A 17932-nucleotide genomic window follows, 5' to 3' on the forward strand; every position below is an offset into this window, starting at 1 on the left:
TAGACTATAGGGTGAGGTGGTTTATTATGGTTATTTTAGTTTTGTTAACAGTCATTTCCCCTTATACGACCATAATACCAGTAATATATATGACTTATATGGTTTTGTTTAGAAAGGTAAGCATATACAAAAACTACTGGAATATAGGACTTTGTTTGCTCTTTATTTGGGCTCTAATAGTAGGAGTAATAAATTATAGTTTTACATCAATTGCTACATCGTTTGCTCTCTTTATGTATTTATGTGTAAGTGTTTTTATACAAAACTATTGTGAAAACGAAAATAATATAGAAAAGTTTTATATGTATTTAGTGTATTTTTCACTATTTTCAGCTGTTTTTGGAATTATTGAAAAAGCTATATATGTTTATTTTAAATTTAATATTTGGTCCAAATTTCTTCGAATTACATCTCAGCCAGTAGTTAATAATAGAATATATAGTACATTTGGAAATCCAAATGTAGCCGGAAATTGGTTTGCTATAATGATTATTGTAGGACTTTATTTTTGCACCTCTACAGTTAGAACTAAAAAAATATTTTATCAAACATCAACTCTTTTGTTTGTTATTGCATTGTATTTAACAGGATCACGTGGTGCGTTTATTGGGCTATTATTTGGACTATTTATTTTTTATCTTCTTAAGGGTAATAAAAAGGATATGTGGTTGTTTATAACAATATTCATACTTACGGTTGTAGTTACTTTTATGCCACCTGCGATTTTGAAAAATGTAACTGGACATGATTTTGATGAATCATTTATTAGTCGTCTTGGAATATGGAAGGGATGTTTAAAAATGATACAGATTAAGCCTTTTACAGGTTGGGGGCTTATGGGGATTACAGAGCATGGTGCTGACTTTATGAAAGGTTATTATTACTCAACGTTATACCATGGTCATAATATCTGGATTACTATTACTTCAACTCTTGGGGTGGTTGGGCTTTGTGTATATACTTATATGAAAATTAATTTATTTCAAAGTTTAAAAATACTTCATTCTCGAGATTGTAGATTGGTTCCAATGCTAGCTGGTATTCAAGCCGTAATAATCGGGCATGGATTAGTTGATTTTACAATGATTGCACCGCAAACTGGGCTATTATTTATAGCTAGCTGCGCTATAATAAGTTCTCTTGTAATAGAAAATAATAATTAAAATTAGTTGGTCAATTTAAAAACATCTAGAATACAGACGTGTCTGTTATCTAGGTGCTTTTTTATTGTTATGCAATGTAGAAAAGACTTTTATCACGATAGCTAGTCACAATTTAAAAAACATCATCAACATTTTAATGAAATATTTAACATATACTTAATAAAAAAGAATTACAAAATAATTAGGAGATAGATATGCATGAAGTTTCGATAATTCAAAATGTCATCAAAATAGTCTCAGAAAAAGCAAATGAAAACAATTTAACTAAGGTTAACAAAGTATCTTTAAAAATTGGTGAGTTATCTGGCGTAATGGCAGAATGTTTACACTTTGCATTTGAAATCTGCATAATTGATACAATACTTGAAGGTTCAACTTTAAAAATAGAAAAAGTCGGTGCAAGAGCAGAATGCTCTGATTGTAAATGCAAATTCCCGATAGATCATTTTAATAAACTTTGTCCAATATGTAATAAGTTTTGCTTAAGCATTATTAGTGGATATGAGCTTTATGTAAATACAATCGAAGGAGATTAAAATATGAGTGAAATAAAAATAGTTATGAACATACTTCAAAGAAACGATGAGATAACACTTATAAATAAAAAATTACTAGACGAAAAAGGTATTTATGTAATAAATTTAATGAGCTCACCAGGATCAGGTAAAACTTCGCTACTTGAACGATTAATAGCTAAGCTTAAAAATGATATAAATATTGCTGTAATTGAAGGAGACATTTATACCACGAAAGATGCGATGCGAATAGAGGCTCAAGGCGTTCCAGTGGTTCAAATCAACACAGGGGGAGCGTGTCACCTTGACGCAGAGATGATAAAAAATGCATTAAAAACATTAACTCTTGATAAGATTGATTTGCTAGTAATCGAAAATGTAGGTAATCTAGTTTGTCCCGCAGAATTTGAAATTGGTGAAGATATAAAAATTTGCATTTTAAGTACCACGGAAGGCAATGATAAACCACTTAAATACCCACTAATGTTTGAAAAAAGTGGGGTTATTATTTTAAACAAACTAGATTTAATAGAATTTACTGACTTTGACAAAGAAGAGTTCTATAGAGATATAAAATCTCTAAATGCTAATGTGGATACATTTGAGACATCATGTGTTAAAAATCAGGGGATAGATGAAATATGTTTTTGGTTAATTAGAAAAATAGAAAATAAAAAGATGAATTTTAAATAAATGGATAATATTTTTAGATTTAGGAGGGGATATTTTGCATGAAAGAAAACTTATAAAAAATGCTATTGATAAAATTCAAAGAGGAGAGGCTAAAAAAATTAATTTTATATGGATAGAGGCGAATGGTTGCATGGGAAATATAATTTCTTTTCTTAATGCAGATCAGCCAGATGTTCTTTATTTCCAGAAAGAAATGGTTGAACTAAAATTTAGCCCTAGCCTTATGCAAGAAGAAGGCGAAGTTGCATATGAAAAATTCTTGGAAATTTTAAATACTGACTTTATATTAGGAGTTGAAGGCGCCATAACCGATATGGATGATGGTTTTTATAATATATTTGCAACATATAAAGGTAGGCGAATATCTACAGCAGAAGCTATTAAGTTAGCATCCCCAAATGCAAAAGCAATAATAGCCATTGGAACTTGTGCTTCATTTGGAGGAATATCTGCAGCTAGTCCTAATCCAACTGGATGTTTAAGTTTAGGGAAGTTCCTTGGACGTGATGTAATAAATATTCCGGGTTGCCCTTCAAATCCACTGTGGGTAATGGGAACTATAGCTAGCATTATTCTTCATAAAAAGGTTGAAATAGATGAAAAAGGACGTCCAACAATGTTTTTTAAAGAAAGCAACCATACTAATTGTCCAAGACGCTCGTATTTTGATAATAAAGTATTTGCAGACAAGTTAGGAGAAAAAGAGTGCATGATAAAGGTTGGATGCAAGGGTCCTATTACAAAGGCATATTGTCCACTTGGATTATGGAATTCGAGAATTAATTGGCCGGTAGAGGCTAACACTCCTTGCATAGGATGCGCTAGTGAATTTTTTCCGGACGGTACAAAGCCTTTTGTTAAATACTAAGTAGGATTACGAACTATTAGATAGGTAATAATTGATATTAAAATTTATTCAATGGGGAGGTGAGTGTTTTGACTACAAAAATAACTATAGACCCTATAACTAGAATAATGGGACCTTTAAGTATTGAAGTAGAAATTAAAAAAAATAAAATAGTAGATGCTAAAAGTAGTGGAATACAGTTTAGAGGGTTTGAAAAGATGCTAATAGGACGGCCACCATTAGATGCTGTATATTTTACGCAAAGAATATGTGGTATATGTTCGACGTCACATGGACTCGTAGCAAGTTTAGCACTAGAAGATGCACTTAAAGTAATACCAAATGAAAACGGAGTAAAAATTAGAAATTTTGCAAATGGAGCTGATTTCCTTCAAAACATCATAAGGCAAATTTGTATTTTTGTATTCCCAGATTATGTAGATATAGCAGCTACTCCAGGAAATTCAGATTATGATTTTAGACTTTCTAAAAATCATACGCAAACAATTAATAAAGACTATATAAAGGCAATAGAATGTAGTCGGCTTGCTCACGAAATCATAGCGCTTATAGGTGGCAAAGCACCACATAATCATGGTGTATTTGTTGGTGGAACAACAGCAAACATGGATGCATCTAAAATTATAAGGATGAAATCTATTCTTAGTTCCATCAGCGGATTTATGTGCGAAAATATGGTGTACGACATAAATATTATAGCTAATTATTATCCAGAGTATTTTAAAATTGGCGGTGGGACAAAAAATCTTTTAACTTATGGTTTATTTCATGATTTAAATAATAAAAATATGCAATATGTTTTGCCTTCAAGTTATATTGACGGTGAGGTAGCTACTTTAGATCCAAAGGCAATAACGGAGAGTTCAACATTTTCTTGGTATAAAGACTCTAAAACTAGTGAAGTGCCAGCAAATTATCCATCTGAAACAGATATTAAAAAGCCAGGAGCTTATACATTTATCAAAGCACCTAGGTATAAAGGAGGTGTTGTGCAGGTTGGGCCGCTTGCTCGCATGATTTTATCAGGTTCTTATAAAAATAGTATATCCACCATGGATAGGCTAATGGCGAGGGTACTAGAGGGAAAAAAACTTTGTGAAAAAATGTTTTTAATACTTGATTCCATAGAGCCTATACCAGCAGTTCAGGAAAAATTTATTATTCCAGATAGCGCACAGGGGGTAGGTCTTTGTGATGCTGTACGTGGAGCTCTTGGGCACTGGACTACTATAGAAAAAGGCGTTATAAAGAATTGTGATATAGTTACACCGACCGCTTGGAATTTATCACCGATAGACGAAAAGGGCAGGCATGGACCACTTGAGAGTGCTCTCATTGGTACTGAAATTCAAAATCTTAAAAATCCTGTGGAGATAGGTCGCATAGTAAGGTCTTTTGATCCTTGTATATCCTGTGCTACCCATGTTAACACTGAGTACGGCGAGCCTTATTATATAAATATTACTTAAAACATTACCTATATTTACATGAAATAGAAGGAGAAGAGTGAATGAATATTAGTATTAATATGTTAAATACTAATGAGGAAATCCATATGGAGAATAAAAGTCTTTTCGATGAAGAGGGCATATTTGTTATAAATTTAATGAGCGCTCCAGGGTCTGGCAAAACATCTATACTTGAAAGGTTGATACCGAAACTTAGAAAAAAATTAAATATGGGAATAATTGAGGGGGATATATATACAACTAAGGATTCAAAAAGAATTCAAGCCATGGGAGTCCCCGTGGTACAAATAGATACAGCGGGACCTTGTTATTTAGATGGAGGAATGGTAAGAGAGGCTTCATTAAATTTTGATTTAAGAGAGATAGATCTTATTGTTATAGAAAATGTGGGGTGTTTGACAATTCCAGCACAATTTGATATTGGTGAGGATATAAAGATTTGTGTTCTTAGCGTTGACCAAGGTAATGGTAAACCTTTAAAATACCCACTGATGTTTAAAAAAAGTACAGCTGTTATTTTAAATAAGATTGATTTAATTAATTTCACGGATTTTAATGAAGAAGAGTTTTATAAAGATATTAAAATAATAAATGACAAGGCAAATATTTTTAAAACATCATGTTTATCAAATGAAGGGATAGATGAACTATGTTTATGGATTCTGGAATGTGTAAAGAAAAAAAAGAAATTAATAAATAAAGTCTGTTTATGACAGGTTTTATTTATATAAAGAGGGTGTTTTAATATTGGTAAAAAAGTTATTGCTATAGGTAATAGGTTAATGATGGATGATGCAGTAGCAATTTTGATTTTAGAAAAAATTGAAAATTTCCTACAGGCTAAAGGTATAGAAACTATTATAGGAGAAACAGATGTAGATTTCTGCTATTCGGAATTAAATGAGGTAGACATATTTTATATTATTGATTCAACGTATTATGGGAATACTCCAGGCACGTTAACTTTTAAAAGATTGGATGATATGAAAATGAATAGAGGGAAGAATAAATCTATTCACTCCTTAGGGTTAATAGATTTAATTAATGTATACAAAATGAATATTAAGGGTTATTTTATAGGAATAGAAATCGCAGACATAAATATAAATATTGGGTTAAGCCATATTTTACAGGGGAAAATAAATTTTATATCTAAGAAGATATTGAGTTTTATTTTATATGTCTAGTTACTTATCATACTTTTTTAATTTGGACTTTACTTATCATAAGGTAAGAAAGACTAAATATTATAATAATAGTAAGTGGAAAGTTATGAGGTGAATTTAAAGTTGCTAAGGCGTACAGTGCTATGAGCATACCAGCAAGTGTAATAGGAATACCAGTGTAAACATTATTAAATTCAGAGTTATTATATCTTGCTAGTCTATAAGCACCAGCTACAGGGAAAATTAAAAAACAAATATAACCCAAATAACCTAAAGACATAAAATTATATAAATTAAACATTAGCAATGAAGGTGCAACGCCAAAAGATACTAGGTCAGCTAATGAATCTAATTCTTTTCCTAAACTGCTAGATACTTGTAAAAATCGTGCTAATTGGCCATCATATCTATCCATAAGAGCAGCTAATAATATAAAAACTACAGATATTTTGTAATTAGCCTGAAAAGTCATTAATAAGGACAATAAGCCGAAAACTAAATTTCCAAAAGTAAGAATATTTGGTATTGAAGACTTTTTCACTAAACATCACTCCTAAAATAATAAAATTTCATTATGAATTTAAATATAATATTAATATATATTTTATAAAAGCATCTCTATAAGTATACATCATTTTAGATGAATATTTAAGGGTCTAAAACATATTTTTATTTCCAAGTCTTCAAAGAAAAACAAATAAAATAAACAAATACTAATATTAATTTTTATTTATGGTTAAAATAAAAAAATAATGAATTAACTTTAAAGAAAAATTATATCAGTAATAATGAGGAGGATATATATTATGAAGGTTTCGGAAATAATGACTAGAGATGTTATAAGCTTATCGGTAGATGATACAGTGGAGCGAGCAGCTGAGCTTATGAAGGAGTACAATATAGGATCAATTCCTGTAAACACAGAGGACAGAGGCGTAGTAGGCATTGTAACGGATAGAGATATAATACTTAGATGTGCAGCAGAGGGGAAAGATATAAAAACACAAAAAGTTCGAGGAATTATGACTTCGAACCCAGTAATTGGTGATTGCGATATTGATGTTAATGAAGCTGCTAGAATTATGAGCGAAAGGCAAATAAGAAGAATTCCAATAACTTCAAGCAATAAGTTAGTTGGTATGCTTTCTCTTGGAGATTTAGCACTAGAACCAAATCTAAGAGAGGAAACAACGCAAGCACTTGGCGAGATTTCCATCCCATCTTGTCACAATAGTTAAGTTATTATGTGAAAATCCACAAGAAAAGGCAATCTTGTGGATTTATTTTTAAAGAGGTATAATGTACAAAAATGAGCTGTTTATATTATATTATTAATATAATAATTTGAACGGGGAATAGGAGAGAATAATATGAATAAGGTGAAATTTATTTACAACCCATATTCTGGAGAAAACACTATAGCATCAGATTTAGATACAATAATAATGATTCATCAAAAATATGAGCATACAATAGTGCCTTATAGAATATGCAATGAATATCCTATATCAGATGCCTTTGAGGACATAGATAAAAGTTATAGATACATTTTAATAGCAGGTGGAGACGGAACGGTAGATAGTGTATTAAATGAGATGAAAAAAAGGAATATCGATTTACCTATAGCTATCCTTCCAGCAGGTACTGCAAATGATTTCGCAAACTATATAGGAATGCCTCACGATGTTTATGAAGCATGTAATCAAATATTAAAAAGTGAAGTGAAAAAAGTAGATATAGGAAAAATAAATGACAAATATTTTTTGAATGTAGCTAGTACAGGGTTATTTACTGATATATCTCAAAATATGGATACCAATTTGAAAAATACTATTGGAAAATTGGCGTATTATGTAAAAGGTATAGAGCAATTACCCAATTTTAGAAAATTAAAAATAAAAGTTACTTCTGATGAAGTTTTTTTTGATGGTGACATGTATTTAATGTTAGTGTTTAATGGACAAACTGCAGGAAATCTAAAATTTGCATATAACGCCAAGGTCGATGATGGTCTTTTAGATGTAATTATAATTAAAGCTGGAGTCATGAAAAATATTTTAAATATTTTTATAAGAATGCTTAGAAATGAGCATCTAGAAAATGTAGATGGAATTGTTTATTTTAAGACTAATAGATTAGAAATAGAATGTTTTGAGGATATTGTTACGGATATAGACGGTGAAAGAGGACCAGATTTCCCGCTTACTATAAAATGTGAAAAAGGTGGTTTATCCATATTAGGAGCTAACATAAAATAAATTAAGCATATTTTCAAAGATTAATTAATAAATATTAATAGTAACAATTTTAGGGAGAGTATATTAATGAGTATATATTTTTTACTCTTATTAATAATGGGTTTATTATTATATCAAGGTTTAATTTCTAGTTTGTTTTATGCGCCTAGAAAAATTAAGATAATAAGTGTTATAGCTTTAATTTTAATGATTGCTAGATACATAGCTCTAATAATCCTTTTTGTTGTAAAAAATCTAAATTATTTATATTTATTAAAATTTGGAGTGTATACAAATTTTTTATGTTTACCGATATGTGGTGTTATTTCAATTATGATTTTTGCTAAAAACAATAAAATCAAACTAGAGAAAATTTTATTTATATGTGCTATTTTATTTCTAGTTTATGGAGTTGTTGTATATAAATCGACTTCAAATATAAATATATCAAACATCTGTGGATACACTATAGAATTACAATTTAAAGATTATTTCTATGTTACTCTGCTTATAATAAATTCGATTTTTGTTATAAAGGGTATAGAACTCTTTAATACATCATTTTCAAATAAATTAGGTGATATAATGGTAATAATAGCTTCTTGTATTACATTATTATCAGTGATTTTAACCTCTACAAACCCTGGTTTCGAATGGCTTGTGATGGGGGATATTTCTTGGATTATTACTATTAATTATGGGCTAATTAAATTTAAAAGAAGAAGCAGTAAAAAAATAAAGAACTAAAAAAACATACACAACTATAAGTAATTCATAGTTGTGTATGCTTTTTTAATCTCTCCTTGTCCTAGGACTATGGTTTGGAGATGGTTTCGATGATTTTTTAGGAGACGTCTTCAAAATTGTCTTTGTAGATTGTTTTATGTCGACCTTTAAAGTAGTTTTCGCAGAGCTTTTTTGAGTAGGATTCACAGATGTATCTGCCTCTGATTTTGAAAAGGTTGATTTAGATCTTCTTTTACTTGGAAATTTAGAATTAGTATTAGATTTAATAGGTCTTGATGGTATTAAGGCCTTTTTATCAAATCCAATTAAATCCTCTCTATGAGCTTTTATTAGCGCTTCTTTTACAATGTTATAGTTGTCTGGATTTTTAAATTGCATCAGAGCCCTTTGCATATTTTTCTCTTTTTGCTCAGTGGGAACATAAACCTTCTCACCAGTGAAAGGATTAACCCCTGTATAAAATATTGTAGTGGATAAACTTCCAGGTGTTGGGTAAAAATCTTGAACCTGCTCTGGAGTGTATCCCATTTCTTTTATATATTCTGATAATTTGATTGATTCCGCGAGGTCACAACCAGGATGGCTTGACATAAAGTATGGAACTAAAAATTGGTTTTTATCTAGTTTTTTATTCGTTTCAGAATATTTTTTAACAAAACGGTCGAAAACTTCTTGTTTTGATTTACCCATTTGGTCTAGTACCTTGTCACTTATGTGTTCAGGTGCTACTTTTAATTGTCCACTAATATGATGTTCACATAGTTCGTCAAAAAACTTAGGGTTTTTATCATATATTAAATAGTCATATCTTATTCCAGAACGAATGAAAACTTTTTTAATGTTTGGAATAACTCTAACTTTTCTTAATAAATCTAGATACTCAGTATGGTCAATAATAAGATTTTTGCAGGGAGCCGGGAACATACATTGTTTATCACGGCATACACCTACTTTTTCTTGAATCTTGCAGGCTCTATGTCTAAAGTTTGCAGTGGGTCCACCAATATCATGAATATATCCTTTGAAATTCTTTAAAGTAGTTAAAGTGGTTGCTTCATCTATAATAGATTGCTGACTCCTGTTTTGAATAACTCTGCCCTGATGAAATGTTAGGGCGCAAAACGAGCAACTACCAAAACAACCTCTATGGCTAGTTATAGAAAATTCAACTTCAATTATTGCTGGAATTCCACCTTTAGCTTCATATATAGGATGGTAGGTTCTAGTGTATGGCAGACCATAAGTTATGTCCATTTCCTTTTGAGTTAGAGCAATTTGAGGGGCGTTTTGTACTACATATCGATCGTTATGTTTTTGAACTACTGTCTTCCCTCTTATATCATCTTGCTCTAAAGACTGCAATTTATAACTGAGACCATAAGCTTTTTTATCAGTGGAAACTTCTTCAAATGATGGTACTTCTACAAAATCCTTAAGCTGACTAATGTCTTTTGTTGCATACACTGTTCCAAGTAGACTAGTCATTTTTTCTATGTTCATACCATATCTAAAAAGATTAGCCATTTCAACTATTGTTCGTTCGCCCATACCATAAATTAGTAAATCTGCTTTGGCATCAATTAACAAACTTCTTCTTACCTTATCTGCCCAATAATCATAATGGGCAAAACGTCTAAGACTTGCTTCTATACCTCCAATTACAATTGGGACATTTTTAAATGCTTCCCTTGCTCTATTACAATAAACAATTACAGCTCTATCGGGTCTATGACCTGATTCTCCACCAGGTGAATAAAGGTCTATATGTCTTTTTTTCTTTGCTGCAGTATAGTGATTAACCATAGAATCTATATTGCCTGAATTTATTATAAATGCATATTTAGGTTTTCCAAGTTTTCTAAAATCATCTACGTTTTCCCAATTAGGTTGGGCTATAATACCAACGCTGAATCCTTCTCGTTCTAAGGTTCTACCAATTATAGCAGTTCCAAAGGATGGATGATCGATATATGCATCCCCTGTAATTATTATAAAATCTAATTGAGATATATTTCTTTCTTTTAAATCATCCATGCTAATGGGTAAAAATTGTTTGTTTACTATCATATAATCCTCCTAAGAGACTGGTTGAACTTAGGTTGACTAGTTGAACCTGATGTTCACAAGTTGAACTAAAGTTCTTCGTCTCATGTTAACCGTATTTAATAATATTAACATATCTAGTGATAAATATGAACTATAATACTCCATATTTATTATATCTTAATCGTAAAATGTAGAATTCTAATTGAATTTCTCTTTTTTGGTTGCAATCTGAAGTTTATATAATATAATTATATAGAATGAGTTTTTTGTATTGGATTAAAATATAGTATATACAATAGATTATTATAGAAGGAAAAAACATAGGTGGTGAAAGTAAATGGAAAATGGCCCTCGAATTAGAAGGTCAAAATTAATTCAAAATTTAATAATATGCAGAGAGTTTCTAATAATAGAAATTGATATAGATAAGTAACCATTATAAAATAGTGGATTAAGATATATTTTGATATTTCTCTGCATAGGAGGAGGGATATCTATGGAAAAAATTTCAGAGTTTTTTCTAAGCAAAATACTAAATCAAAATGTATATGATGAATTTGAGGATAATATTGGTAGGCTATATGACATTTATGTTACTACCGATCAGGGATATCCAAGGGTTATAGGGTATAAAATTAAAAAGCAGAGCGAAATTTTTAATTACGAATTTAAAAAAATTGAAATATGTAAAGAAGATAAAAAAATAACCATAAGAGTAAGAGGAGTTAGAGATATAATTCCAAGAAAATTTTCTTATCTTTTATCTAAACATTTATTGAACAAACAAATAGTTGATGTTAACGGTAAGAAAGTGGTTAAAGTTAATGATTTAACTATGAATAAAGTCGGTGGAGAAATAAGGGTTGTAGCCGTAGAATCGGGTATTATTGCAGCGGCTAGAAAATACAAACTAGATGGATTAATTAGAGCTTTTTATGAGATAGTTGGGAGAAAGCCACGAGAAAATAGTATTACATGGGAAAGTGTTCAGTCTCTCGAGATGGTAGATCATAGCTTAAAATTAACAGAGCCTTATGGTAAATTAACTAAACTTCATCCAGCAGACCTTGCAGATATTTTGGAGGGGCTAGATACATCCGCTCGAAACAAAATATTTGAAAGTCTGGAAAAAGATTTGGCGGCTCATACTCTAGAGGCGTTGCAACCGGAAATTCAAGCTGATATTTTAAGCAGTATAAATAATATACGCGCGCAAGAAATTTTAGATGAAATGCCTAATGATGAAATCGCTGATATTTTAGATGAAATGAAGGAAGATGACGCAGAAAAAATCCTTATGAATTTTAAGAAAGATGATGAAGCAGAAATTAGAAACCTTATGAATTATGAAGAGGAAGTTGTTGGTAGTATAATGAATAAGGATTTTATATCATTTAAATTTAATATTACAGCTAGTGAAACTATAGAGATTTTAAGGGAACTTCAACCTGAAGATGAAGTAATACATTATATTTATATTGTGGATGAAGATGAAAAACTGCAAGGAACAATTTCCCTGCGAAATTTAGTGTTATCGTCTCCAGTGCAAAAGTTAAAAGACATTATGGATGAGGAAGTAGTTAAAATTAAAGATTCCCAAGATATTGAGGAAGCTGTTGAACTGGCACTTAAATATGATTTGATATCGCTCCCAGTAGTTGACGAGGAAGAAAAATTATGTGGAATAGTAATTATGAATGATATAATTGAGGAATTATTATCTCCTAGATGGAAAAGAAAACTTAAAAAAATTATATAAGAATTATATAACTTATATAAGAATTATATAAGAATACACTGTGTTACTAAATTAGATTATAGTAGCATAGTGTATTTTTTTTGGAATTATGCACAAACTAATAATGTTGAGAAGCATTTATATTTTTATATAAGGAGGAATACATTTGAAGATTAGAAAACATTTACTCAAAAGATGCAGCGCTGTGGTTATGATAGTTTTAATTGCATACTTTGCAGGTGAAGTTTATTTTAATATTTCGAGTAGAAAAGTTATAGCACAGGTTTATAAACACGGGTCAAGAGGTGAACAAGTTAAGCAAATTCAAACTAAGTTAAAAAAATGGGGATATTATAAGTTTGGTGTTGATGGAATATATGGTTATAATACATATCTTTCTGTTAAAGCATTTCAAAAAAGTAATGGGTTAAAAGCAGATGGGATAGCGGGTAAAACAACACTTGCAGCCATTGGACTTCCAAGTAGCGCACCGACTTCTGGTGGGGCTGCTTCTGGCAAAAATCTAACAAATAGTAAGGATGTAGCTTTAGTAGCAAGGCTTATAAATGGCGAGGCAAGAGGAGAACCTTATGAAGGTCAGGTAGCTGTTGGAGCAACAATTTTAAACAGAACAAGAGATGCAAGATTCCCGTCTACAATAGCAGGAGTAATATATCAACCAGGGGCATTCACAGCTATAGTAGATGGACAAATTAATGCAGAAATGGCTGAGAGCTCTACAAGAGCGGCAAGGGACGCGTTAAATGGATGGGATCCATCTGGTGGAGCAGTATTCTATTTTAATCCTGCGACTAGTACTAATAAGTGGATTTGGTCAAGAACACTTATAAAAGTAATTGGAAAACATAGATTTTGTAGTTAATTAAATCAAACAAAAAGTAGAGTAGATAATTTATACTCTACTTTTTATTATATAGGAAACAGCTTGCGGAAAACAATCTGGATAACTTTTTTTATAGTTTAGAGTCAATGTTTCTACGCGCAAAAAAAAAATATTTATTACGTATAATGCATTGAAGCGAGCTTTAGAACTTCTTATTTTATTTTTAATTAAGATGCGTAAAGAAAACATATGGTTGAGCGACAGCGAGTTTATGTTTTTAGCAGATTAATTGAAAATAAAATTAGTAGTTCTTAGCGAAGCGACTGCATTAATCGTATTGCAATGCAATACGCGTAATATATATTTTTTTTGTTTTATTCTAACATATTGTATTTTATTATTAAATCAAGTGTAGCTAATATTGAATCCATATGAGTTCTTTCATATCCATGGGAAGCGAAAATTCCTGCACCAATCAAAGCTGTTTTTATATCCCATCCAGCTCTTAGAGCAGCGGAGGCATCAGAGCCATAGTGAGGATATACGTCTATTTTATAATCTATATTTTCATTTTTGCATACCTCTGTTAACTTTCTGCGAAGTCCTAAATCATAAGGTCCCGATGAATCTTTAGCACATATGCAAACACTATATTCAGATGAATTTTGCAAAGGACCAGGGCAACCCATATCTACAGATATAAATTCTTTAGTTTTCAAAGGGATTGCGGACGATGCACCATGTCCAACTTCCTCATAATTACTGATATATATATTGGTTGTATATGGAAGTTCAATTTTACTTTCCAGTGTATATTTGATGACATAAAGCAGAATTGCAACTGAAGCTTTATCATCTAAATGCCTAGATTTTATAAATCCTTTTTGCGTAAAAATTGTTCTAGCATCAAAGCAAATAAAATCACCAACACTAATACCTAATTCCTCAACTTCTAGTTTTGAAGAAATTTTTTCATCAAGAATTACTTCCATATTTTCAGGAACTCTTTTAAGCTCCCGAGCATCACTACCATTAATATGTACTGAAGGTTTTGTAGTTTGAATAGTTCCTGTGAAAGTTTCGCCGTTAATAGTTTCTATTTGGCAGTTTTCACCTTCTATTGAGTTCATCATAAACCCACCTATAGGATCTATTGCTAAAGAGCCACTAGTATTAATATTCTTAACCATCGCACCAAGTGTATCAACATGAGCTGAAAGTGTTCTTTGATAATCATTATTTTTACCTTTTAAAGTAACTATAACTGCACCTTTATTAGTAATGATATAGGGTGCGTTTAGAATTTGAAGTTCATCTATTATGTAGTCCATAATTTTTGAGGTATAACCCGATGGACTTGGTATTGATAAAATATTTTTTAAATAAGACTTAATTTTTTCTTCATTGTAGATCATATGATCACTCCTTAAAATGGAATTTATACTGTAAATTTTACCATAAAGTATACAAAATAAGAACTAATATATTTTGTTTAAGCATATAAGTAAGCAAAAGATAGTTTATAGATAGTATATAGGATTATCCGTTTTTTTGTAGTATACTTTTATACTACCATAAGTAGAAAAGGAGATTATTACATATGAAGAAAAAAGCGATAATAATATTAGGGGTTTTAATGTTAGCTTGTGTTGTTTCATTTGCAAATTACTCTTATATTAAAGTAAAACAATGGGATTCTTTGATTTTACCCAAAGTCAAAATAGAAAATGAAGATTTAACAGGTAAAACTAGGCAGCAAGCTCAAACTATAATGAAGGACAAGTACTCAAGTAAGGTAATTAAGAAAAAAATTACTATTGTAACTGATGAAAAAAAGTATACAGTGGATTATGCTATGTTAGATGCAAAATATAATATAGACGAAGCAGTAAATCAGGCAATGAGCTATGGTAGTGATATGAATATGTTTCAAAAATATAAAGCTATAAGAAAACCGGTTAACAAGAATATAAAGCTAACCTTTGAGTATAATGATAAGATTATTGATACAATACTTGCGGAAATGGCTAAAGACACAAATAAAGAATCTGTAAATGCAACTATAACAAAGGTTGAAAATGGTGAATTTATTGTTACAAATGATACTATTGGAAAACAGTTAGAGTCAGATAAGTTAAAAAAAGAAATTAAAAGCAAAATAAATGGAATTCTATCTGAGGATGTTATAAGTATTAAAGCACAAGTAAAAGATTTGAAGCCTAAAGTAACTGCAAAGGCATTAAAAACAATAAACACGAAAATATCGAATTATAATACAAATTTTTCAAGTTCAAAAGAAGGAAGAATTACAAATATAGATTTATCGACTAAAAGTATAAATGGAACATTACTTATGCCCGGTGATGTGTTTAGCTTTAATGGTGTTGTTGGAGAGCGAACAGTAGCAAGAGGATATCAAACCGCAGGAGTAATTATTGGAGATAAATTAGAACAAGGATTGGGTGGGGGAATATGTCAAACTTCATCTACATTATATAATGCTATACTTTCAACTGGAATTGTTTCTGTAGAAAGAATTCATCATACAATTTCTTCGGGTTATATTCCTAAAGGTCAAGATGCTACAGTTGATTATGGCAATCTTGATTATAAGTTCAAAAATACGTTTAAGTATCCAATATATATTGAAGGTTCCTCATTAAATGGAAATCTTAATTTTAATGTCTATTCTAATTCTGAATTAACTAAAAAAACATATAGAATTTTAAATGAAGTAAATGGAGTTACCCAGCCAACAACGCAAATAATTCAAGATCCTACTATGTATGAGGGTCAAAAAGAGATTGTTAAAACTGGATATGCAGGTTTCAAAGTTAAAATATCAAGACAAACTTATGAAAATGGTAAGTTAGTTAAGACAGAAGTTATAAGCAATGATACATTTCATGTTATAAATGGTATCACAAAAGTTGGTACAAAGAAATAGTGCAAAAAACATAACGGATTAACGTTATGTTTTTTTTGTAAAGAGTAGTTTGTTATAGTAAACTTAACTTAAGTTAATAATATAATTAATGGAAATTACAACATTTTACATATACTATATGTTTATAGTAAATGTAATAAAAAATAGTCGGGAGGATAAAAATATGGATTACAAATTAATATGTATAGATATGGATGGTACATTGCTTAATGATAAAAAAACTATTAGTGAGAGGAATATTAAAGCTATAAGGCTTGCTTATGATAGAGGTGTACGGATTTCAGTATGTACAGGTAGGATTTTTACTTCAGCAGAGGCTTTCTCAGATTTATTGGGTGTTAAGTCACCTGTAATAGCAGCAAATGGCGCTTATATTAGAGAGAAGGATAGAGATGAAGTAATTTACACATCATCAATAGGTATTGAAAGATGTAAGAAACTTTTATCTGTGTTTAGAAAATATGATATATATCCACATTATTATACCAATGAAAGGATTTTTACAGAAAATGTGGAATATTCTTCGCGTTTTTACGAGGCAACTAATAAAACATTACCAAAAGATAAGCAAATTAAGGTTGTGCTTGTTGAAGATTGGGATCTTATATTTAAGAAATATGAGGCTGAAATTTTTAAAGCCATCGGTATACATTCTAATTTAGAAAAAATTCGAGAGGCAAAAATATCAATAAGAGATATGAATGAATTTGAAGTGGTAAGTTCTCATTTTGATAATTTTGAAGTAACAGGTAAGGGAGTGTCAAAAGGAAATGCGGTTCAAGTTTTAGCCAATTATTATGGAATAGATAGTAAACAGGTTATTTGTATTGGAGATAGTGAAAATGATTTATCTATGATAAAATATGCTGGGCTTGGGATTGCTATGGGAAATGCAGATGAGAATGTAAAAGAGGCGGCAGGGTATATTACTGACAACAATAATTGTGATGGAGTAGCAAAGGCTATTGAGAAATTTGTACTAGAAATGTAGCGAAGTTTTTCTTGGATTATGCTATAACGAAAGTTTATATTGCTAGAAGTGCGTTCACTTCACCAAGTAATTCTAAAATTTATTTTATTAACAGTTGCTAAAAATGCAAACTCGCTGACGCTCAAACATGCATTTTCTTTACGCATCTGTTAATAAAATGAATTAAGAATTACTATGGCTCGCTCAACGCATTCTGCGCAATATAAACTTTTGTTAGCATAATCTAAGAAAAACATATAGTTATTAAAATTGTTACTCTTAATTGTTGTGACGCATATAGTATTACTAAAAGTTTATATTTGCAAAAAAAGAATTACTAAATGAAATTTAATAGTTTCTTCGTTTGTTGTTGCAAGTCACTCCGGAGAAATATCATACTTTATGTTATGTATTACACTGAGATACATTTAAATAAGAGAGGTAAAAAAAGCTTAAAAGCCTTAATCTAAAAGGTTTTAGCCGTAGGCTGCGGGTTTTATAAATCTTACATTGTTATACTTAGTTAAAT

The 17932-nt window shown here is 30.4% G+C and carries 17 protein-coding genes; 14 read left to right on the top strand and 3 right to left on the bottom strand.

Annotated features, from left to right (window positions below; translation table 11 throughout):
* Positions 1–26: 26 nt before the first annotated feature.
* From KPL55_RS14860 to KPL55_RS14890, 7 genes are all read left to right on the top strand, one after another.
* Complete coding sequence (locus tag KPL55_RS14860) at positions 27–1163, top strand: O-antigen ligase family protein (protein WP_216307523.1); 1137 nt, start codon at positions 27–29, stop codon at positions 1161–1163.
* A gap of 194 nt (positions 1164–1357) precedes the next feature.
* Positions 1358–1699 (top strand): hydrogenase maturation nickel metallochaperone HypA, encoded by a 342-nt coding sequence (gene hypA / locus KPL55_RS14865; protein WP_216307524.1) that lies wholly within the window; start codon positions 1358–1360, stop codon positions 1697–1699.
* Between the two features lie 3 nt (positions 1700–1702).
* On the top strand, positions 1703–2371 hold the full coding sequence (hypB, locus tag KPL55_RS14870; RefSeq protein ID WP_216307525.1) for a hydrogenase nickel incorporation protein HypB: 669 nt from the start codon (positions 1703–1705) through the stop codon (positions 2369–2371).
* Between the two features lie 34 nt (positions 2372–2405).
* On the top strand, positions 2406–3239 hold the full coding sequence (locus KPL55_RS14875) for a hydrogenase small subunit (protein ID WP_216307526.1): 834 nt from the start codon (positions 2406–2408) through the stop codon (positions 3237–3239).
* A 68-nt stretch (positions 3240–3307) separates the two neighbouring features.
* Positions 3308–4708: a nickel-dependent hydrogenase large subunit gene (locus KPL55_RS14880; RefSeq protein WP_216307527.1), complete on the top strand. Its 1401-nt coding sequence runs from the start codon at positions 3308–3310 to the stop codon at positions 4706–4708.
* Between the two features lie 41 nt (positions 4709–4749).
* A complete protein-coding gene (gene hypB / locus KPL55_RS14885) occupies positions 4750–5421 on the top strand; it encodes a hydrogenase nickel incorporation protein HypB (protein ID WP_216307528.1) in 672 nt (223 codons plus the stop codon).
* A 33-nt stretch (positions 5422–5454) separates the two neighbouring features.
* Positions 5455–5895 (top strand): hydrogenase maturation protease, encoded by a 441-nt coding sequence (locus tag KPL55_RS14890; protein ID WP_312887308.1) that lies wholly within the window; start codon positions 5455–5457, stop codon positions 5893–5895.
* 7 nt (positions 5896–5902) lie between these two features.
* On the opposite strand, the gene pssA is transcribed toward KPL55_RS14890, so the two are convergent.
* Positions 5903–6415 carry a CDP-diacylglycerol--serine O-phosphatidyltransferase gene (gene pssA / locus KPL55_RS14895; protein WP_216307530.1) on the bottom strand — a complete coding sequence of 171 codons (513 nt, stop codon included), beginning with the start codon at positions 6413–6415 and terminating at the stop codon, positions 5903–5905.
* A gap of 265 nt (positions 6416–6680) precedes the next feature.
* Here pssA and KPL55_RS14900 point away from each other — a divergent pair, with 265 nt between their 5' ends.
* From KPL55_RS14900 to KPL55_RS14910, 3 genes are all read left to right on the top strand, one after another.
* Complete coding sequence (locus KPL55_RS14900; RefSeq protein ID WP_216307531.1) at positions 6681–7112, top strand: CBS domain-containing protein; 432 nt, start codon at positions 6681–6683, stop codon at positions 7110–7112.
* Between the two features lie 132 nt (positions 7113–7244).
* Positions 7245–8132 carry a YegS/Rv2252/BmrU family lipid kinase gene (locus KPL55_RS14905; RefSeq protein WP_216307532.1) on the top strand — a complete coding sequence of 296 codons (888 nt, stop codon included), beginning with the start codon at positions 7245–7247 and terminating at the stop codon, positions 8130–8132.
* Between the two features lie 66 nt (positions 8133–8198).
* Positions 8199–8858: a hypothetical protein gene (locus KPL55_RS14910; RefSeq protein WP_216307533.1), complete on the top strand. Its 660-nt coding sequence runs from the start codon at positions 8199–8201 to the stop codon at positions 8856–8858.
* A gap of 45 nt (positions 8859–8903) precedes the next feature.
* Here KPL55_RS14910 and KPL55_RS14915 read toward each other — a convergent pair whose 3' ends face one another.
* Positions 8904–10925 carry a YgiQ family radical SAM protein gene (locus KPL55_RS14915; RefSeq protein WP_246599526.1) on the bottom strand — a complete coding sequence of 674 codons (2022 nt, stop codon included), beginning with the start codon at positions 10923–10925 and terminating at the stop codon, positions 8904–8906.
* A 475-nt stretch (positions 10926–11400) separates the two neighbouring features.
* Here KPL55_RS14915 and KPL55_RS14920 point away from each other — a divergent pair, with 475 nt between their 5' ends.
* Together KPL55_RS14920 and sleB are read left to right on the top strand one after the other, a co-directional pair.
* Positions 11401–12663, top strand: a complete 1263-nt coding sequence (locus tag KPL55_RS14920; protein ID WP_216307534.1) for a magnesium transporter — start codon at positions 11401–11403, stop codon at positions 12661–12663.
* Positions 12664–12814: 151 nt separating this feature from the next.
* Entirely contained in the window at positions 12815–13525 is a 711-nt protein-coding gene (gene sleB, locus KPL55_RS14925) for a spore cortex-lytic enzyme (RefSeq protein ID WP_312887309.1), read from the top strand.
* Between the two features lie 335 nt (positions 13526–13860).
* On the opposite strand, the gene KPL55_RS14930 is transcribed toward sleB, so the two are convergent.
* On the bottom strand, positions 13861–14901 hold the full coding sequence (locus KPL55_RS14930) for a M42 family metallopeptidase (protein ID WP_216307535.1): 1041 nt from the start codon (positions 14899–14901) through the stop codon (positions 13861–13863).
* A 185-nt stretch (positions 14902–15086) separates the two neighbouring features.
* On the opposite strand from KPL55_RS14930, the gene KPL55_RS14935 reads away from it, so the two are divergent.
* Positions 15087–16433, top strand: coding sequence for a VanW family protein (locus KPL55_RS14935; protein WP_216307536.1), 1347 nt, complete (start codon positions 15087–15089; stop codon positions 16431–16433).
* Between the two features lie 163 nt (positions 16434–16596).
* Positions 16597–17424 (top strand): Cof-type HAD-IIB family hydrolase, encoded by an 828-nt coding sequence (locus KPL55_RS14940; RefSeq protein WP_216307537.1) that lies wholly within the window; start codon positions 16597–16599, stop codon positions 17422–17424.
* Positions 17425–17932: the final 508 nt, after the last annotated feature.

Origin of the sequence: Clostridium lacusfryxellense (assembly GCF_018861735.1) — a bacterium.
Classification (GTDB): domain Bacteria; phylum Bacillota; class Clostridia; order Clostridiales; family Clostridiaceae; genus Clostridium_AD; species Clostridium_AD lacusfryxellense.